Genomic DNA, 18,271 nt, shown 5'->3' with positions numbered 1-18,271 from the left:
CTAGGCCGGATCCTCGAGAGCAGGGGAGTACTTGGGTACCCGGAAGGAGACCCGCATCCCGGCGCCGGGCGCCGTGTCGACGACGAGCCCGAACTCCTCGCCGTAGACCTGACGCAGCCGGGCGTCGACATTGCCCAGACCGACCGAGTCGGCGCGTGACTGGCCGTCGAGCACCTTGCGGATCGCCTCGGGGTGGGCGCCGACACCGTCGTCGTCGATGCTGAACTCGGCCTCGGAGCCGTGGTCGGAGGCGGTCAGCGTCACGTGGCCCGGGCCCTCCTTGGGCGCCAGCCCATGGCGAACCGCATTTTCGACCAAGGGCTGGATCGCGAGGTAGGGGACTCGCACGGGCAGGACCTCAGGGGCGATCTTGAGGGTGATGCCCAGGCGTTCACCGAAGCGTGCCTGCTCGAGGACGAGATAGCGCTCGACATTGCGCAGCTCCTCGCTCACCGTGGTGAAGGCGCCGTCGCGTCGGAGGGCGTAGCGGGTGAAGTCGGCGAACTCCAGGAGCAGCTCGCGCGCTCGGGCCGGGTCGGTCCGCACGAACGAGGCGATCGCCGCGAGGGAGTTGTAGATGAAGTGCGGGGAGATCTGCGCGCGCAGGGCCCGCAGCTCGGCCTCCATCGCCCGCGTGCGCTCGAAGGACAGGTCGGCCAGCTCGACCTGCGTCGCCACCCAGGAGGCCACCTCGTCGGCGGCGCGCGCCAGGCCCGCCGACACGGTCGGGCCGTAGCCGGCGATCGCCCCGATGACCCGGTCGTCGACCGTGACCGGGGCGATGGCCGCCGCCCGGATCGGGCACTCGACGGAGGTGCAGGTGACGACGTCGGGTCCGAGGACGACCGACTGGCCCGAGGTGAGGACCGGTGCAGCGTGGTCCATGACGGCAGGCAGGTGGTGTCCCCCTTCGCCCTCCCACACGATGACCGACGAGGTGTCGCAGACGGCCAGCCCCGGGGTGGCGAGCATCGCCCGCAGGTAGGGCGCGGCGCGCTCGCAGCCGTCGTCGGTGAAGCCGTCGGCGAGGTGACGCCCGGCCACGGAGGCGGTATGGAGCGTCTCGTAGGTGGCGTGGTCGGTCACCGAGATGAAGCCCGGGCGGGCCCGACGCCACCGCACCAGAGCGACGGCCAGGCCCAGCGCGAGGAAGGCGCCGGTGACGACTGCCACAGTGGGCAGGTGCAGGCCGGCGTCCATGGCGGCACCCTAGTGCGGCCTAGGCTGGACGGGTGCCCGTCTCCAGCCCTCTCGTCACCGCCCTGACCCAGCTCGCCGACCTGCCCGAGGTGGCCGCCGCCTCGGATCGTGCCCGGGAGGTGTGCACCAACCTGCGGTGGCACGAGGCCCTGCGTCGGCGGATCCCCGAGGCCTCCGCGGAGTCGCGGGTGCGCGGGGCGTGGGCCAGCGCGGAGCTCGACGGCGCCCGCTCGACCGCGACGATCGTGCGCGACCTCATGCGGGGCGCCCGCGAGCGCAACCCCGACCCGGACCCGGCCGAGCGGGTCATCCACGGTGCCATCGCCGCGACGGCCGAGACCGAGCACCTGCGCGACCTCGTGACCCGGTCGCCGGGCCAGGCGCTCGCCAGGTTGCATACCGCTGCGGCGGCCCAGCTCGTCACCGACCGCGACCAGCTCGGTCGACCGCGCGTCGAGGGGGAGGGGTGCGAGGAGTTCGCCGACCTCGGTCCGGCCCCGACGGGCGCGCAGCTGCGGGCCCGCCTCGACGGGATCATCGAGCTCATGCGCCACGCGAGCGAGGCGCCGGCCCTGGTCGTCGCCTCCATCGTCCACGCCGAGATCGCGGCGGCGCGTCCCTTCGTCGTGGGCAACGGAATCGTCGCCCGCGCCGTCGAGCGAGCCCTGATCGCCGCGACCGGGCTGGACCCCACCGGTGTCGCGGTGCCCGAGGCCGGCCACGGGCACGAAGGGGGACCGGCGTATTTGGGTTCGCTCAACGGCTACGTCCACGGCGGCCAGCCGGGGGTGACCCTGTGGCTGACGCACTGCGGCGACTCCCTCGTGGCGGGCGCGGAGGAGGGCTGGCGGGTGGCCGACTCGGTGCGCGCAGGACGCCTCGGTCAGTGAGACACCACCAGTCCTGCTCGCTGAGTAGGCGTGGACCCCGACTCGGGGTTACAGTTGTACCAGCTGCTCCCTTCGGGTTGAGCGGCCAACGCACGGCTCCCTCCCCCCCGGAGCTCGCGCGTTGACGGCCCCGGCGCTCCCCCGCCGGGGCCGTCCCCTTTTCCGGGGGAGATCACACAGGCGCTTCGTCCCCAGACCTGCACTCCGCACGGGCGGTCTCCACAGGCGCCACGCTCGCCCCCGCGGGCCGCCGATCCGGCGGCAGGGTCGAGGCATGCACCCGATCGTCATCCTCACCGGAGCATCCGGCGGACTGGGCGTCTCCACGCTGGCCGCCGTCACCGCGACCGTCCTCGCCCGCGACACCTCACCGGTGCTCGTCGACGGCGCCTTCGGTGCCGGCGGGCTCGATGCGACGGTCGCGGTCGAGCACCTCGACGGGCTGAGGTGGTCCGACCTGGCCGAGCACGAGGGCGAGGTCGACGTGGGCCGGCTGCGCGGTGCCCTGCCGCTGGGGCCGGTCCCGGTGCTCGCTGCCCGGGGCCCACGGCCCTCGCCGGCCGTCGTCACCGAGGTCGTGCGCGGGTTGTCCGCCGCCGGGCCGGTCGTCGTCGACCTCCCGTGCTCCGGGCGGGTCCCGCCCGTGTGGCGCGAGCTGGCTGACGTCGTCGTGGTGCTCGTCGGGCTGCGGCCCCGCTGGCTGCGTGACGGCGAGGCCCTCGTCGAGGTGATGGGTGGCGCGTGCGACCACGCACTGCTCGTCACGCGTGGGCCGCGACGCTCCGAGCGGGTCGCCGACCGAGCCGCCGAGCACCTGGGGCTGCCGCTGCTCGACCACCTGGCGGACGACCCGGGGGTGCTGCGGGAGGAGGCCCGCGGGCGAGCTCCGCGCCCCCGCGGTCCCGTCGGCGAGGTGGCCAGGTCGGTGGCCGATGCGCTGCCGAGTCAGACCTCCGGGCTGGCCGAGCGCGTTCTCGGGTTGGCGTCATGAGGTGGTCCAGCGCGATCGACGCGCAGGTCGAGGCGGGCCGCGCACCCGACCCGGGCGTCATCGACGAGGTCGCCCGCAGCGAGGCGGCCCGACTCGGCCGGGGCGGAGCTGCTCGGCGGTCCGGTGAGCTGCGAGCCGATCTCATGGGGCTGGGTGTGCTCGACCCGCTCGTCGAGGACGAGCGCGTCACCGACGTCCTCGTCAACGGCGACGGTTCGGTGTGGGTCGACCGCGGGGAGGGCGTCACCCGGGTCGACCTCGACGTGGGTGATGCCGATGCCGTCCGGCGTCTGGCGACCCGACTCTCGGCGACGGCAGGGCGGCGGCTCGACGACGCCCAGCCCTGGGTCGACGGCCTGCTGCCACGCGGCATCCGCCTGCACGCCGTCCTCCCGCCCCTCGTCGCCGGGGGAGCGCACCTCAGCCTGCGCATCCCGCGGCACCGGGGCGGTGGTCTCGACGCCCTCGTCCGGCTCGGCATGACGACGAGCGCACAGGCCGACGCGCTGCGCGAGATCGTCGCCGAGCGGCGCGCTTACGTCGTCACGGGCGGCACCGGCACCGGCAAGACGACCCTGCTCGCGGCGCTCCTCGCCGAGGTGCCCGACGCCGAGCGTCTCGTCGTCGTGGAGGACGTCGGGGAGATCCAGGTCGGTCACCCCCATGTGGTGCGTCTGCAGGCCAGATCGGCCAACACCGAGGGCGCGGGTGAGGTGACGATGGTCGACCTCGTGCGTCAGGCCCTACGCATGCGTCCCGACCGACTCGTCGTCGGAGAGGTGCGCGGTGCCGAGGTCCGCGACCTGCTGCTCGCCCTCAACACCGGGCACGAGGGTGGCTGCGGCACCCTGCACGCCAACCGTGCCGAGGACGTCCCCAGCCGGCTCGAGGCGCTGGGGGCGCTCGCCGGCATGGGGCGCGACGCGGTGCGTGCTCAGGTGGCCAGCGCTCTCGAGGTGGTGGTCCACCTGCGGCGGGTGGGTGGCCGGCGGGTCGTCGACTCGATCGGCCCCTTGCCGGGGGTGCGCTCATGAGCCTCGCCGTCGTGGGCCTCGTCCTGGCAGCCGCGCTGGTGTGGCCGGGGCGCGCGAGTCGGGTGGGTCTGCGGGGCACAGACGCAGTCGCCGCCCGGGGGCCAGCAGCCCTCGGCTGGTGGCGGCGGGTCCGGGCCGGCAGGGCGCCGATCGAGGACCTCGAGTCGCTCGCCACGGTCGCCGACCTGCTCGCCATGGCGCTGCGCTCCGGGGCGACCCCGGTCTCGGCGGTGAACGTCGTCGCACGTGAGGCACCCCGGCCGTGGCGAGAGGTCCTGGAGGAGGTCGGGGTACAGCTGGCTCGAGGGGGAGCAGCGGGCGTGGTCTGGCAGCTGCATGCCCGCGACCACCCGCACCTGGCTCCGGTAGCCGGTGCCTGGTCGCTCAGCGAGGACCTCGGGGTCGCGCTCGCCCCGTCGATGGCCACGAGCGCCAAGGTGCTGCGAGCCCGGGTGCAGGCTCGGCGTCGGCTCGACGCCTCGACCGCGGGTGCCCGGGCGACGATGCACCTGCTGACCCTCCTGCCCCTGGCCGGGCTGCTCGCCGGCTTCGCCTTCGGACTGACCCCGTGGGAGGTCTACGGTCACAGCCCGCTCACGATGCTCAGCGTCGTCGTCGGTCTCGCGCTCACGGCAGCGGGGTGGCTGGTCTGCCGGTGGGTCCTCGGGCGGGCAGTCGCCCCACGGGAGGAGGCATGAGTGCGGCGGTGACGCTCCTCGTCGTGCTCGGCGTCGGCCTGTGGCCAGGCAGGGCGGCGCCCTTCGGCCGGTGGAGTCGCGGCGTCGAGCCGACGCCCGACGGCGCACCCTCACCTCCGCTGACGGTCGACGACGTGGCCGATGCGACTGTGCTGCTCGCCCTGGCCCTCCAGTCCGGCCGGGGTCTGGTGCAGGCGCTCGACGAGGTGGCCGAGGTCGCCGCGGCCGGCGCCGCGGCCGACCTGCGCAAGGTGGCCGCTGCGCTGCGTTGGGGGCGCTCGATGGACCGTGCCTGGGGCTACGCGCGATCGGCGTGGGGACCGACCGCGACGGCCTTCGTTGTCGCCGACACCGTCGGGGCGCCCTCGGCGGCCGTGCTGCTCGAGGCTGCGTCGACCCTGCGCGACACCGAGTCCCGACGGCTCGAGGAGGCGGGCGGCCGCGCCGCCGTGCTTCTCGTGCTGCCCCTCGGCTTGTGCTTCCTCCCGGCCTTCATCGCCACGGCCGTGGTGCCGATCGTCGTCGTCCTCGTCGGCACGCAGCTCGGGTGACCGCGGCTCAGCACCCCTCGGCCACCCGCAGCGCATGCGCACGCTCGAGGGTCCCCGGACGGCCACGGGAGGTGTAGTCGATCTCGAGCGCGTCGCTCGTGCCCGCTCTCGTCGGGTCGGGCCGCGAGACGTGCAGCATCACCCCGATCCAACCGGCGAGGGGGCCCTGCTGGCGACCTGCCTCGTCCCACCACCACTGACCGTCGCGGCTGAGCGGCCAGTGCGCGGCGCCGAAGGGGGTCCGTTCCTGCCTCTCCTCCGGGACCGCGACCGCCCTCGCCTCGACGAGCTCGAGGTTGTTCGCCCCAATCAGTCGGACCTCGACGAGCTCGAAGTCCGCGTCGTCCTCGGTGGGGATGAAGTCGCTGAAGGCTGCGCCCGCCCCCGGCGGTGCGGTGCAGGTGCTGGTGCTGCCCCCTTCGCTCGACACCACGCCGGGCGTGCTGTCCCGGACGACCGACAGCCCAAAGGTGACGAGGACGGCGAGCAACACCGCGCCCCCGACAACCCACAGATCCCGTCGCGTCCCACGGCGGTCCACCGTGCCCCTATTCGTCGCCATCGCACCCCCCTTCGTGCTCGTGGGGACCGAGGTTAGCCGTCTGCGAACGAAGCCGCGCGCTTCTGGCGAGCCGGCCAGCCCTGGTCCGGCGGTCATCCCCACCGCTGTCGGGGGAGAGGCAGCTGTCCACAGGTTCGGACGGCACCTGTCACACGGGTCCCGGCTGGCGAAGGGTGGATCTCACCGCGGCACACCGGGTGCCGCCGAGGGAGGAGAGTCCCATGAAGAGGTCCATCGTCCGGTGGCGCCACCGGGCCCGGCTGGCGTGCGAGGCCGGCATGACGACGGCGGAGTACGCAGTCGGCACGCTCGCCGCGTGCACCTTTGCCATCGTCCTGCTCGCGGTCGTGAAGTCCGGGGGCATCAAGTCCGGGTTGTCGGATGTCATCCTCGAGGCGCTCGGCATCCGCTAGGGCGACCGACGACGCGGGGATGGTGACGGCGGAGCTCGCCCTCACCCTCCCCGCGGTCGTGCTCGTCCTGGTCATCTGCCTGTCCGCGCTCTCGTGGGGCGTCGACCGGGTCCGCTGCGTCGACGCGGCGAGGGTGGCGGTCCGCGAGCTCGCGCGCGGCGAGGCGCCGGCACGGGCACTGGAGCTCGCCGCACGGACCGCACCCGAGGGAGCGCGCATCGACGTCGCCCGCTCCGGCGGGGACGTCACCGTGACGGTGACCAGCCCGACGCCGGCCGGGGTCTCCTTCGTCGCGCCCGAGAGCAGCTGCTCGTCGACCGCGCGGGTGGAGTCGGTCGATGTCGGGCCGTGAGCTGCGGGGAGAAGCCGGGTCGTCGAGCGTGCTGGCCGTCGGGCTGATCGCCGTCCTGCTGACGGCGACGGTCGCCACGCTCGCGGTGCTGTCGGCCGTGCGGGCCGCGCACGTGGCGCGCTCGGCCGCCGACGTCGCGGCGCTCGCCGGGGCCATCGAGTACCAGCAGGTCTCGGACCCTGCGGGCGCGTGCGCCGAGGCCACCCGTGTCGCCCGTCGGCACGACGTCGAGGTCCTCTCCTGCGTGGTCGCGGGCGGTGGCGACGTGACCGTCACGGTCGCGGCGAAGATCCCCCTTCGCCTGGCGGGGGTGGGGCCCGATCAGGCCGAGGGCCGGGCGCGCGCCGGGCCGGGCGCGCAGGAGTGAGTCGGCACCGCCGGCTGCCGGCGACCCGGCGCACGTCGGTGCGGGAGAGATCAGACGAGCAGCCCCACGACCAGGGCGGCAACCGCGAGCGCCGGCAGGGTCCCCTGCTTGACGGCGGCGGCGGCCTTGTCGGGGCTCGACAGCAGCAGGACGAGGCTGGCGGCGAGCATCGACCCGGCCCCGACGAGCACGAGCGTCGCACCCACGGTGTCGGAGCCCAGCGCGAAGGCGGCGATGCCGACGAAGACCGCGATCGCGAGGAAGAGGTTGTAGAAGCCCTGGTTGAAGGCGAGCTCGCGCGTTGCCTCGGCCTCCTCTGCACTCGTGCCGAACACCCCGCGGGCGCGGGTCGTCCACGCGAAGGACTCGAGGTAGAAGATGAAGACGTGCAGGGCGGCCGCAAGGGCCGCGAGCACCAGGCCGGCGAGGATCATCGCCGGCTCTCAGGGGCGTGGGTCACGGCGGATGGGGCGCGTCGCGTCGTCGACCGGACCGCCGTCCCGGGAGACCGGCCCGCCCTCGCGGGAGATCGGGCGGGTGGCGTCGTCGACGGGGGCCGCGCCGCGGGTGCTGATCCGCTGGGTCGGCTGGCCGAGCGCCGGGTCGTGGCTCTCGGCGACCTCGGCCCGCTCGCGGGCGATCTCGGTGGAGACGCGCTGGTCCTCGATGGCCCGCTCACGCTCGCGCAGCTCCTGCTGGTGCGCCGCCTCCTGCTCCGCGAGCCGGCGCTTGGACTCGGCCTCCTGCTCCTTGCGCAGGCGGCGCTGCTTGGCCTTGCGGGTCAGTGCCGCCTTGATCATGACCAGGCCCAGCCAGAGCAGGAGCATCGTCAGCATGCCGGCGATGACGAGGGTCAGCGGGTTGAGGTTGATCGTCACGGCGTCGAAGAGACGGATGTCGACCTCCTGCCCCGAGACCTCCGGGGCCTGGGTGCCGAGCAGCAGGGCCGCGCCGATGGCGACGGCGATGAGGACGAGGATGAGGCCAAGGATGACCATGGTGGTCCTTTCGTCTGCGTCAGCCAGGGGGCGCCGACATGCGGTCCTCCACCTTATGACCCAGAGCGTCCAGGAGCAGGTCAAGCAGGGCGAGCGCGCCTCTCGCGTCGAGGGGTTCGTTGCCGTTGCCGCACTTGGGCGAGACGACGCAGGCCGGGCAGCCGCGCTGGCCGCACCCGCACCCGGCGATGGTCTCGCGGGTCATCGGGAGCCACTGCCCGATGCGCTCGTGCGCCGTCGCCGCGAAGCCCGCGCCGCCCGGGTGCCCGTCGTAGACCATGATCGTCGGCAGCCCGGTGTCGGGGTGCAGGTCCGTGGAGACCCCGCCGATGTCCCACCGGTCGCAGGTGGCCAGCAGCGGCAGCATGCCGATCGCCGCGTGCTCGGCAGCGTGGGCGGCACCCGGCACGTCCGCCTCGTCGATGCCCGCAGCCGCCAGGGACTGCGGCGTCATCGTCCACCAGACGGCGTGGGTCGACAGGGTGCGCTCGGGCAGGTCGAGGTCGTGCCGACCGATGACCTCGCCGCTCGGCAGCCGGCGCAGGAAGCCGGTCACCCGGTGGCGCACGTCGACCCGCCCGAAGCTGATGCGCACCGGACCGTGGTCGACACCCGACTCCTCCGAGACGACGTCGAAGGAGGAGACGGACTGAGCGTGGGTCGACCACCCGGGGTCGCCCACGGCGACGGTGGCCGTGGCCTGCTCGAGGTCGAGCTCGGTGACGACATGGGTGCGGCCCTGGTGCACGTGGACCGCGCCGGTGTGCACCTGGCTGTGGGCCGACTCCGCGTCGATGGTCCCGATGACCCGACCGGACCTGCCCTCGACGATGCTCACCACCTCACCGATGCCGCGAAGGGAGACGTGCTCACCCGGTCGGTCGGGCCGGGTCCAGAACCACCCGCCGGGCCGCTTGCGCAGCAGCCCGCGGGCGACGAGCACCTCGAGGACCCCCGCGAGGCCGGCGCCGAACCACTGCTCGTCGGCGAGCGTCACCGGGATCTCCGCGGCGGCGCACGCCACGTGCGGGACGAGGATGCGCAGGTTGGTCGGGTCGAGGACGCTCGACTCGACCGGTGCGTCGAAGATCGCCTCGGGGTGCTCGACGACCCACGTGTCGAGCGGGTCGTCGGCGGCGAGCAGCACGGCGAGGGCGTCCTGCCCGTCGCGCCCGGCGCGCCCGGCCTGCTGCCACACCGAGGCCAGACGGCCGGGCCACCCGGCCATGAGCACGACGTCGAGCCCGGCGATGTCGATGCCCAGCTCGAGCGCGTTGGTCGCGGCCAGCCCGAGCAGGTCGCGCTCGCGCAGGCGTCGCTCGATGACCCGTCGCTCCTCGGGCAGGTACCCACCCCGGTAGGCGGCGATCCTCCCTTCGTCGGTGGTGCTCACCTGACGCGCCGCGGACGACGCGAGCGCCTCGACCCCCGCTCGTGACCGGGCGAAGGCCAGGGTCTGCACGTCGCGTCCCACGAGGTGGGCCATGAGGTCGGCGGCCTCGGTCGTCGGCGAGCGCCGGTTGCCCTCCTCGTCCTCCGGCGGCTGCCACAGGGCGAAGGTCAGGGCGCCGCGGGGCGAGCCGTCCTCGGTCACCTCGAGCACGTCGTCGCCGATGAGGCGGGCGGCGTGGGTGCCCGGGTCGCCCACCGTCGCCGAGGCCAGCACGAAGACCGGGTCGGCGCCGTAGCGCCGCGCGACACGCCGCAGACGTCGCAGCACCAGCGCCACGTGGGAGCCGAAGACCCCGCGGTAGACGTGGCACTCGTCGACGACGACGTAGCGCAGCCGCCGCAGCACGTGCGCCCAGTGCTCGTGCCCTGGCAGCAGGGAGTGGTGGACGAGGTCGGGGTTGGTGAGGATCACGTCGGCGTGGTCGCGGATCCAGCGGCGCTCGTCGGTCGGGGTGTCGCCGTCATAGGTCGCCGCCCGGATCCCCGGCACCGCCCACGACTGGATGCGGGCCAGCTGGTCGGCGGCCAGCGCCTTGGTGGGGGAGAGGTAGAGGGCGGTCGCGCCCCGCCCGTTGGCTGCCGAGCGGCCCTCGAGCACCGCCGTGAGCGAAGGGAGGAGATAGCCCAGTGACTTGCCCGAGGCCGTGCCGGTCGCCAGCACGACGTGCCTCCCCTCTCGTGCCGCCTCGGCCGCGCGGGCCTGGTGGGACCACAGCCGGTCGATGCCCGCCCCGGCGAGGGCGCCGCGCAGCGGCGGGGCCACCCAGTCGGGCAGGTCGACCTCGTCGGCCGCCCGCGCGGGGATCCGCTCGACGTGCCGCAGGCGCTCCTCGCGACCCGCGGCGAGCCCCGCGAGCAGCTCGGGAGCGTCTGGGATCTGCCGTGACATGTCGTCTACGGTAGGCCGGTGCCCACCACCGTCACGACCAGCGAGTCCGGCCCGGTCCACGTCGTCCACGTGGCCGGGGAGATCGACGTGACCTCTGCCGCGATCCTGCGCGACGCGCTCGAGGCCCTCATCGCCGACGGGCGCAGGCGGCTGACGCTCGACCTCACCGAGGTCACCTTCATGGACTCCACCGGCCTGGGCATCGTCGTCGGTCGGCTCAAGCGGCTGGCGCGCCACGGCGGGACGATGACGGTCGCCGCCGCGCACGAGCGGGTCGTGCGGGTCTTCACCATCACCGGTCTCGACCAGCTCCTCGAGATCCACCCCGACCTCGAGAGCGCCGTCACGGCCGCCGCGGCCAGCCAGCAGTAGCCGCCCCTCCCCGCGCCGCGCCATGGGGTCCGGGATCCCGGAGACGACAGCGCCTGTGTGGGAGGGTGACCTGCAGCACATCACCTCTCGACGATGAGGAGATCTTGTGGGGGAGCACGTCGTGGTGCTGAGCCGTGCGGGGACCGGGTCGCTGACCCCGACCCACACGGCTCAGATCGAGGAGCAGGCCGCGCTGGACTTCGTCGTGTGCCACGACGCACCAGGCCCGGTCGAAGCGGCGCACCTGCTGCGCCGCGCCACCGTCCTCGGCACGACCAACGCCACCCTGCCGCACCTGGACGACAACCTGCTCGAGCGACTGCCCCACCTGCACTCGATCGTCCTCTACGCCACCGGTTACGAGCACCTCCAGCTCGACGCCCTCGCCCGGCACGACCTGACCCTGACCACGCTGCCCGACTACGCGACCGGCGCCGTGGCCGAGCACGCACTGGGCATGCTGCTGTCCCTGGCGACCCGCTCCCACCTGGCCAATGACCGCTCCCGCGGTCGCGTGCCCGCGCAGACCTCGCTGCGCGGAGTCGAGCTCTGCGGGAGCACACTCGGGGTCATCGGGATCGGTCGCATCGGCCTGCACCTGGCCCGCATCGCCACCGGCATCGGCATGCGGGTCATCGGCGCCGACCCGGACCCGGCCGCGCGGCGGGCCGCCGAGCACGTCGGCATCGAGACGACCTCGACCGAGGACCTGCTGCACCGCGCCCGCGCGGTCACCATCTGCGCCTCGACCACCCCGCACGGTGGGCCGATCATCGACCTCGCCCGGCTCGGGATGCTCCAGCCGGGAGCCCTGCTCGTCAACGTCGGCCGCCCCTGCCTGGTCGACACCGACGCGGTCGTCGCGGCCCTGCGCCTGCGGCACCTGCGCGGCTACGCGGTGGACGACGCCCCCTTCGACCGCATGGACCACGCGGACCTGCTCGCCGAGGGCCGCATCCTGCAGACCGGGCACAGCGCCTGGTGGCGGGACGAGGTCCTCGCCCGCGGGGCGGAGCACTTCGGACGGGCGCTCGTCGCAGCGGTGCACCGGCGGCACGTCGACGTTGTCAGCCCTGCCCACCGGGTCGCGGTGACGAGCGAGGAGTCGGTCGCATGAGCCGCCGCAGCCGACGCGTGGTCGTCGTGGCGCTCGCGGTGGCCGGCATGGTGGTCCCCGTCCTGCTCGCCGCGGCGCAGTACCCGACCTGGTGGGTGTGGATCGCCCCCGAGCAGGTCCCGATGACGTGGTTCCAGTCGGTGACCCTCGTCGTTGCCGGGGTGATGAGCCTGCTCGCGTGGTACGTCGCCGGCATCATCGGTCGCGGGCCCCGACTCGGTCACAGCCTGCTGGCCGTCGGCTTCCTCGCGCTCGCGCTGGACGAGCGCTTCGCCCTCCACGAGCGGGTGCGCGACGGCATCCTCGCACCACGCGACGTGCGCCTGCCCGGCTTGACGTGGGTGGCGCCCGGCGACTTCATCCTCATCCTCGTGGCCCTGGCCGGGCTGCTCGTGCTGCCCCTCGTCGTGCGCTCGCTGGGACGGGATCGCTGGGTGCGTGGGCTCTTCGTCCTGGGGATCGGACTCTCCGTGGTGTCCGTGGGCACCGACTCCATCGATCCGAGCACCTGGTCGGTGCAGGCCGAACGCGTCCAGCAGTCCCTCGAGGAGTGCGTCGAGCTGTGGGCGGGGCTGTCCTACCTCGCGGCGGTCACGCTCCGGCTGCTGGGGCTGGTCGATCGGCTCGCTCAGCGGTCGGCCGCGGAGCCTGTTGTCGCAGTGGGCGCCCCGCGTGACGGGGCGGCGCACGAGCCCGTCGACGCGCCGATCGGGAGCCCCGCCCGAGAGGTCGATCCGGAGCCGGTGTCGTGAGTCCGGCACGGAGGTCGACCCGGCAGTAGTGTGGGCCAACGGCTGAGCCCGCCTCGACGGCGGACCGACCGTGACCCGCGCTCATCAAGGAGGATGGCATGGCAGTCACGCTCGCGACCCTGTCCACCGCGTCGTCGATCGACCTCGACAGCACCAACCTGGCCCTCGTGGGTGGCGTCGCCGCCATCGGGGTCGTGGCCCTCGCGCTCGGCGTCGTCCTGCGGCAGCAGGTCATCGCCGCCGGCGCCGGGACCGATCGCATGCAGGAGATCGCCGGGGCGGTCGAGGAGGGCGCGCACGCCTACCTCCGACGCCAGTTCCGCACCCTCGTGATCTTCGTGGCGCTCGTCTTCGCGCTGCTGCTCCTCCTCCCGGCCGACTCGGCGGGCGTGCGATGGGGCCGATCGGGCTTCTTCGTCCTCGGCGCCGCCTTCTCGGCGGCCATCGGCTATCTCGGCATGTCGCTCGCGGTCAAGGCCAATGTCCGCGTCGCCGAGGCGGCGCGCTCCGCCGGGCGCGACGACGGCATGCGCATCGCCTTCCGCACCGGCGGCACGGTCGGCATGTTCACCGTCGGGCTCGGCCTCATCGGTGCGGCGATCGTCGTCCTGGCCTACCGCGGTGACGCCCCCAAGGTGCTCGAGGGATTCGGCTTCGGCGCCGCGCTGCTCGCGATGTTCATGCGGGTTGGCGGAGGCATCTTCACCAAGGCCGCCGACGTCGGCGCCGACCTCGTCGGCAAGGTCGAGGCCGGCATCCCCGAGGACGACCCGCGCAATGCCGCGACGATCGCCGACAACGTCGGGGACAACGTCGGTGACTGCGCCGGCATGGCGGCCGACCTCTTCGAGTCCTACGCCGTCATGCTCGTGGCCGCCCTGATCCTCGGGTCCGCGGCCTTCGGCTCCTACGGCCTGGTCTTCCCCCTCCTCATCCCCGCGATCGGCGCCGTCACCGCGATGATCGGCATCTTCATCACCCGGGCGAAGGGGGGAGAGTCCGCCCTCGACGCCATCAACCGCGGCTTCTACATCTCCGCGGTCATCTCGGCGGTGCTGTGCGCCGGGGCGGCCTACCTCTACCTGCCCGGCTCGTACGGCGACCTGTCCTCGCCCAACGAGACCGTCGCCCAGCTCGTCGGCGACCCGCGCCGGGCCGCGCTCCTCGCCGTCGTCCTGGGCATCGTGCTCGCCGCGGTCATCCTGCGGATGACCGGTTACTACACCGGCACCGACTCGCGCCCGACCAAGGACGTCGCGCGCACCACCGAGACCGGTGCGGCGACGGTGATCCTCTCGGGCATCTCGCTCGGCCTGGAGTCTGCGGTCTACAAGGTGGTGACGATCGCCGTCGTCATCTACCTCGCCTTCCTCCTCGGCGGATCATCGGTCGTCCTCGGCCTCTTCTTCATCGCCCTGGCCGGGTGCGGCCTGCTGACGACGGTCGGGGTGATCGTCGCCATGGACACCTTCGGCCCGGTCTCCGACAACGCCCAGGGCATCGCCGAGATGTCCGGTGACGTCGACGGCGAGGCCGCCCAGGTGCTCACCGAGCTCGACGCGGTCGGCAACACGACCAAGGCGATCACCAAGGGCATCGCCATCGCGACGGCGGTGCTCGCCGCGACGGCGCTCTTCGGCAGCTACACCGACGCGTGGACCTCGACCGTGCGGGGCATCGACGAGGGGTCGGTCAGCGCCGACCGGGTCGCCGACTTCGAGCAGATGGTCAACACCCAGATCGTCTCGCCGAGCGTCCTCGTCGGCGTGCTCATCGGCGCCGCGGTCGTCTTCCTCTTCTCCGGGCTCGCGGTCAACGCCGTGACCGTCGCGGCCGGCTCGATCGTCCACGAGGTGCGGCGGCAGTTCCGCGACCACCCCGGGATCATGGAGGGCACCGAGAAGCCCGAGTACGCCCGGGTCGTCGACATCTGTACCCGCGACTCCCTCGCCAAGCTCGCCACGCCCGGCCTCCTCGCGGCGCTCACGCCGATCATCGTCGGCTTCGGCCTGGGCATCGGTGCCCTCGCCGGGTTCCTCGCCGGCGCCATCGCCTGCGGTGCGCTGATGGCCGTCTTCCTCGCCAACTCCGGTGGTGCGTGGGACAACGCGAAGAAGATCGTCGAGGACGGCCACCACGGCGGCAAGGGCTCGCCCGGGCACGAGGCAGCCGTCATCGGCGACACCGTCGGCGACCCCTTCAAGGACACCGCCGGGCCGGCGATCAACCCCCTCATCAAGGTGATGAACCTCGTCGCCGTCCTCATCGCACCCGCTGTCGTGACGCTCTACCTCGGCAGCGACGGCGATCAGATGATCCGCTGGGGCATCGCCGCCGCGGCGCTGCTCGTCGTCGTCGTCGCGCTCGTCATCACCAAGCGGGACGACGTCGCGATGGCGGACAGCGACAGCGACAGCGAGCCGGCCGTCCAGCGCGCGTGACGGCCCGCCCCGCCCCCCTTCGTCGGCGCCGCACCAGGTGGTGCCGACGAAGGGGGCGGGCTGGCTAGGCTCGGCAGGTGACCTCCAGCACCACGCCCCGCACCGACCCCGAGCTGCTCGACGACCTGCGCGCGGACCTGACGGACGCCGCCTTCGGCGTCGACGAGGTGCACGAACGCCTGGGTGACCTGGCCGCTGCGGCCCTCGGTCGCGAGCAGGTGCTGCCGGCCCGGCGCGCGGTCGCCGGCGCCACCGACCCCCTCGGGGTGCTGATCGGGTGCTTCGGCCTCGGGCTGCCCACCGCCGCCGACGACCTCGCCCGGGCCCTGCCCCGCACGGGGGTCACCGGGGCCGTGCGGCTCGGGGTCGTCGAGCCCCACGGCGCGCACGTCGTCGCCACCTGCGACCTGCGCCCCTACGGCGACGACGCCGGGCACGCCTGGTGGGTCGCCTCCGACCCGACGGAGCACGCGCGCAGCGAGCCGCTGCCCGTCGACCACGTCCTGGGCATCGGCGGCGCCTCGACGACCCTCGCGTCGTGGACCCCGCGCACCCGTGTCGCCCGCGCGCTCGACGTCGGCACCGGGTGCGGCGTCCAGGCCCTGCACCTGTCGGGTCACGCCGACTCCGTCGTCGCCACCGACCTGTCCCGGCGAGCCCTGGGCTACGCCCGCTTCAACGCCGCCCTCAACCAGGTCGACTGGGACCTGCGGGAGGGTTCCTTCCTCGAGCCGGTGGTCGGCGAGGCCTTCGACCTCGTCGTGAGCAATCCCCCCTTCGTCATCACGCCGCGCAGCGGTGACGTGCCGCTCTACGAGTACCGCGACGGCGGGGCCGCCGGCGACCACGTCGTCGCCGCGCTCACCCAGGGCATCGGCGCGCACCTGGCGCCCGGTGGCGTCGCCCAGCTGCTCGGCAACTGGGAGACGGTTGCCGGCCAGGACTGGCGCGAGCGCGTCGGCGCGTGGGTCGAGGCCAGTGGCCTGGACGCCTGGGTCGTCCAGCGCGATGTCCAGGACCCGGCGGAGTACGCCGAGCTGTGGACCCGCGACGGCGGGCACCTGCCGGGCACCAGCGAGCACGACGCGCTCGTCGGCGCGTGGCTCGACGACTTCGCCTCGCGCGATGTCGCGCAGATCGGCTTCGGCATCATCACCCTGCACCGGCCGACGGGGGAGCGGGCTCCCTTCGTCGACCTCGTCGAGGCGACCGGACCGGTGGCGACCCCGATGGGGCCGACGGTCGCCGCGGGACTCGTCGCCCGCGACCGGCTCGCCGGGCTCGACGACGACGCCCTGCTCGACACCGCGTGGCGCTGCGCACCCGACGTGACCACCGAGACGCACGCGACGCCCGGCGCCAGCGACCCCAATGTCATCGTCCTGCGGCAGGGCGGCGGTCTGGCGCGCTCGGTCCGGCTCGACACCCTCGACGCAGCCCTCGTGTCCGTCTGCGACGGCGACCTCACCGCGCGTCAGTCGCTCACCGCGATCAGCGCCCTGCTCGACGTCCCCACGGGCGAGGCCCTCGGCGCCGGCGCGACCCTCGTGCGGCGGCTGGCCGCCGACGGGCTGCTCCTGCCGGAGTAGGCCGTCCCCGCCTGGTCCGTCGTAGCGCGCCGGTTCGGTTGCGGTGCTCCCGTCGAGAAGACCCGGCGCGCTGCCGAAGTCCTTCGTCCTCGTGTGGTCCCGTCGTCGTTCTCGACTTCGGCTTGACGCCACGCCGGATCCTCTCGACGTGCGCGTCCCTTCGAGACGGTCGCGGGCGACCGCCCACGCGGAACGTGGGACCCACTCAGGGAGCGGTGCCCTCGACCGGGCGTGGGAGCGGGGACGACGAAGGGCGGCCCAGTGACCGGGCCGCCCTCGTGTCGTGCTGGGTGATCAGCTCATGCCGTCGAAGGTGATCTTCCACTCGTCGTCGACCTTCTTGAGCTTGATCTCCTCCTCGTCGCCGTCCTGGTTCTTGACCTTGACGGTCGCGGTCTTCTCGTCCTCGGCGATCTCGGAGCTCTGGATGTCGACGTCCGCGTTGTCGGGGATCTGCAGCTCCTTCTCGTTCTCCTTGAAGATCGTCTCGCAGTCCTTGCCCGGGTCGGCCTCCTCGAGCGTCTTGACGATCTCGGGGTCGAAGGACTCGCACAGCGCGGCGTAGTCCTTGTCCTTGGCCGCGGCGGCGAAGTCCTCGACGGCCTGCTCCGCGTCGTTGCCGCTGCCGCAGGCCGTCAGGCCGAGCGTGAAGGTGCCGGCGATGGCCAGTGTGACGAGCTTCTTCATGGTGGTCTCCCTGTTCGTGGTGCGGGCGGTGTGGTCGCCCCTCACGCAGGACACTAACGACGCCACCTCACACGTGCGATGGGGAGGACTGCCCGTGGACGCTCAGCTGAACTGCCAGGAGCGCTTCGACAGGCCGAACCAGAAGCCGTCGACCGCGACATCGCGCTGCGTCGCGCCGGAGGCCTCGGCCGCGCCCATCGCGATGTAGAGCGGGGCCCAGTGCTCGGTGCGCGGGTGCGCCTCGTGCCCGGCGGGGGCCAGCTCGAGCATCCGCTCGAGCGAATCGATGTCGCCGGCACCGACGGTCTCGGCGGCCCAGTGGTCGAACTCGCTGGACGCGGTCGGCGGGGTGACGTCCGCGCCGGCGCGGGGGTTGAACCAGCGCAGGTTGTGGGTTGTGAAACCGGACCCGACGATGAGGGTGCCCTGGTCGCGCAGCGGCGCCAGCGCCCGGCCGAGCTCGACGAGCTGGTGCGGGTCGAGGGTCGGCATCGACATCTGCAGCACCGGCACGTCCGCGTCGGGGTACATCTCCACGAGGGGCACGTAGGCGCCGTGGTCGAGGCCGCGGGTCTCGTCCCGCTGGACGTCGACCCCCTTCGCCTTGAGCAGGCCGGAGACCTCCGAGGCGAGCTCGGGTGCGAGAGGTGCGTCGTACTGCACCTCGTAGTAGTGCTGGGGGAAGCCCCAGAAGTCGTAGGTGAGCGGCACCTTGCGCTGGGTCGGGCTCACCGTGACCGGCGCGTCCTCCCAGTGGGCCGAGACCATGAGGATGTTCTTCGGTGTGTCGAAGTCGGCCGACCAGCGGGCCAGCTCGGCGGTCCACCGGGCGTCGTCAGCCAGCGGCGGGGCGCCGTGCGAGAGGAAGAGGACGGGAGGAGTGGTCATGCCGACCACAATACTTGTATCTTCAACA

20 protein-coding genes are annotated in these 18,271 nt (G+C 73.4%); 13 read left to right on the top strand and 7 right to left on the bottom strand.

Annotated elements, in window-relative coordinates:
• Complete coding sequence (locus B9B60_RS14900) at nucleotides 1-1,200, bottom strand: sensor histidine kinase (protein ID WP_084452607.1); 1,200 nt, start codon at nucleotides 1,198-1,200, stop codon at nucleotides 1-3.
• Between the two features lie 32 nt (nucleotides 1,201-1,232).
• Here B9B60_RS14900 and B9B60_RS14895 point away from each other — a divergent pair, with 32 nt between their 5' ends.
• From B9B60_RS14895 to B9B60_RS14875, 5 genes are all read left to right on the top strand, one after another.
• On the top strand, nucleotides 1,233-2,090 hold the full coding sequence (locus B9B60_RS14895) for a Fic family protein (RefSeq protein WP_084452606.1): 858 nt from the start codon (nucleotides 1,233-1,235) through the stop codon (nucleotides 2,088-2,090).
• Between the two features lie 274 nt (nucleotides 2,091-2,364).
• The gene (locus tag B9B60_RS14890) at nucleotides 2,365-3,081 is read left to right on the top strand and encodes a CpaE-like family protein (RefSeq protein ID WP_084452605.1); all 717 of its coding nucleotides are present in this window, start codon (nucleotides 2,365-2,367) and stop codon (nucleotides 3,079-3,081) included.
• Complete coding sequence (locus B9B60_RS14885; RefSeq protein WP_084452604.1) at nucleotides 3,078-4,115, top strand: TadA family conjugal transfer-associated ATPase; 1,038 nt, start codon at nucleotides 3,078-3,080, stop codon at nucleotides 4,113-4,115. The genes B9B60_RS14890 and B9B60_RS14885 overlap by 4 nt, the downstream gene beginning before the upstream one ends.
• On the top strand, nucleotides 4,112-4,813 hold the full coding sequence (locus B9B60_RS14880) for a type II secretion system F family protein (protein ID WP_084452603.1): 702 nt from the start codon (nucleotides 4,112-4,114) through the stop codon (nucleotides 4,811-4,813). Before B9B60_RS14885 ends, B9B60_RS14880 begins: the two co-directional genes overlap by 4 nt.
• Nucleotides 4,810-5,364, top strand: coding sequence for a type II secretion system F family protein (locus tag B9B60_RS14875; protein ID WP_084452602.1), 555 nt, complete (start codon nucleotides 4,810-4,812; stop codon nucleotides 5,362-5,364). Before B9B60_RS14880 ends, B9B60_RS14875 begins: the two co-directional genes overlap by 4 nt.
• Before the next feature lie 7 nt (nucleotides 5,365-5,371).
• Here the strand turns inward: B9B60_RS14875 and B9B60_RS14870 are convergent, their stop codons facing one another.
• Entirely contained in the window at nucleotides 5,372-5,926 is a 555-nt protein-coding gene (locus B9B60_RS14870) for a hypothetical protein (protein ID WP_143445609.1), read from the bottom strand.
• Between the two features lie 221 nt (nucleotides 5,927-6,147).
• Between B9B60_RS14870 and B9B60_RS14865 the strand changes: the two genes are divergently transcribed.
• The 3 genes from B9B60_RS14865 to B9B60_RS14855 are packed head-to-tail and all read left to right on the top strand — an operon-like array spanning nucleotide 6,148 to nucleotide 7,058.
• Nucleotides 6,148-6,339 carry a DUF4244 domain-containing protein gene (locus tag B9B60_RS14865; protein ID WP_072625488.1) on the top strand — a complete coding sequence of 64 codons (192 nt, stop codon included), beginning with the start codon at nucleotides 6,148-6,150 and terminating at the stop codon, nucleotides 6,337-6,339.
• Between the two features lie 19 nt (nucleotides 6,340-6,358).
• Nucleotides 6,359-6,691, top strand: a complete 333-nt coding sequence (locus tag B9B60_RS14860) for a TadE family type IV pilus minor pilin (RefSeq protein WP_084452600.1) — start codon at nucleotides 6,359-6,361, stop codon at nucleotides 6,689-6,691.
• Complete coding sequence (locus B9B60_RS14855; RefSeq protein WP_084452598.1) at nucleotides 6,678-7,058, top strand: Rv3654c family TadE-like protein; 381 nt, start codon at nucleotides 6,678-6,680, stop codon at nucleotides 7,056-7,058. The genes B9B60_RS14860 and B9B60_RS14855 overlap by 14 nt, the downstream gene beginning before the upstream one ends.
• 50 nt (nucleotides 7,059-7,108) lie before the next feature.
• On the opposite strand, the gene B9B60_RS14850 is transcribed toward B9B60_RS14855, so the two are convergent.
• Genes B9B60_RS14850 through B9B60_RS14840 form a run of 3 tightly spaced genes read right to left on the bottom strand, consistent with a single transcriptional unit; the run spans nucleotide 7,109 to nucleotide 10,397 of the window.
• On the bottom strand, nucleotides 7,109-7,492 hold the full coding sequence (locus B9B60_RS14850) for a DUF1304 domain-containing protein (protein ID WP_072625485.1): 384 nt from the start codon (nucleotides 7,490-7,492) through the stop codon (nucleotides 7,109-7,111).
• A 9-nt stretch (nucleotides 7,493-7,501) separates the two neighbouring features.
• A complete protein-coding gene (locus B9B60_RS14845; protein WP_084452596.1) occupies nucleotides 7,502-8,056 on the bottom strand; it encodes a hypothetical protein in 555 nt (184 codons plus the stop codon).
• Between the two features lie 19 nt (nucleotides 8,057-8,075).
• Nucleotides 8,076-10,397, bottom strand: coding sequence for a DEAD/DEAH box helicase (locus B9B60_RS14840; protein WP_084452594.1), 2,322 nt, complete (start codon nucleotides 10,395-10,397; stop codon nucleotides 8,076-8,078).
• Between the two features lie 18 nt (nucleotides 10,398-10,415).
• Here B9B60_RS14840 and B9B60_RS14835 point away from each other — a divergent pair, with 18 nt between their 5' ends.
• The 5 genes from B9B60_RS14835 (at nucleotide 10,416) to B9B60_RS14815 (ending at nucleotide 16,668) form a co-directional block, all read left to right on the top strand.
• Nucleotides 10,416-10,769, top strand: coding sequence for an STAS domain-containing protein (locus B9B60_RS14835; protein ID WP_084452592.1), 354 nt, complete (start codon nucleotides 10,416-10,418; stop codon nucleotides 10,767-10,769).
• A 121-nt stretch (nucleotides 10,770-10,890) separates the two neighbouring features.
• Nucleotides 10,891-11,886, top strand: a complete 996-nt coding sequence (locus tag B9B60_RS14830; protein ID WP_159451224.1) for an NAD(P)-dependent oxidoreductase — start codon at nucleotides 10,891-10,893, stop codon at nucleotides 11,884-11,886.
• Nucleotides 11,883-12,638 carry a hypothetical protein gene (locus B9B60_RS14825; RefSeq protein ID WP_143445608.1) on the top strand — a complete coding sequence of 252 codons (756 nt, stop codon included), beginning with the start codon at nucleotides 11,883-11,885 and terminating at the stop codon, nucleotides 12,636-12,638. Before B9B60_RS14830 ends, B9B60_RS14825 begins: the two co-directional genes overlap by 4 nt.
• 98 nt (nucleotides 12,639-12,736) lie before the next feature.
• On the top strand, nucleotides 12,737-15,079 hold the full coding sequence (locus B9B60_RS14820; protein WP_084452586.1) for a sodium-translocating pyrophosphatase: 2,343 nt from the start codon (nucleotides 12,737-12,739) through the stop codon (nucleotides 15,077-15,079).
• A gap of 77 nt (nucleotides 15,080-15,156) precedes the next feature.
• On the top strand, nucleotides 15,157-16,668 hold the full coding sequence (locus tag B9B60_RS14815) for a DUF7059 domain-containing protein (RefSeq protein ID WP_084452584.1): 1,512 nt from the start codon (nucleotides 15,157-15,159) through the stop codon (nucleotides 16,666-16,668).
• A gap of 294 nt (nucleotides 16,669-16,962) precedes the next feature.
• On the opposite strand, the gene B9B60_RS14810 is transcribed toward B9B60_RS14815, so the two are convergent.
• Together B9B60_RS14810 and B9B60_RS14805 are read right to left on the bottom strand one after the other, a co-directional pair.
• The gene (locus B9B60_RS14810) at nucleotides 16,963-17,355 is read right to left on the bottom strand and encodes a DUF4878 domain-containing protein (protein ID WP_072625478.1); all 393 of its coding nucleotides are present in this window, start codon (nucleotides 17,353-17,355) and stop codon (nucleotides 16,963-16,965) included.
• A 102-nt stretch (nucleotides 17,356-17,457) separates the two neighbouring features.
• On the bottom strand, nucleotides 17,458-18,243 hold the full coding sequence (locus tag B9B60_RS14805) for a dioxygenase family protein (protein ID WP_084452582.1): 786 nt from the start codon (nucleotides 18,241-18,243) through the stop codon (nucleotides 17,458-17,460).
• Nucleotides 18,244-18,271: the final 28 nt, after the last annotated feature.

It is taken from the genome of Janibacter indicus (genome assembly GCF_900176385.1).
GTDB lineage: Bacteria > Actinomycetota > Actinomycetes > Actinomycetales > Dermatophilaceae > Janibacter > Janibacter indicus.
Note: the sequence above shows the minus strand (reverse complement) of the source record. Positions and strands in the feature narration are given on the sequence as shown.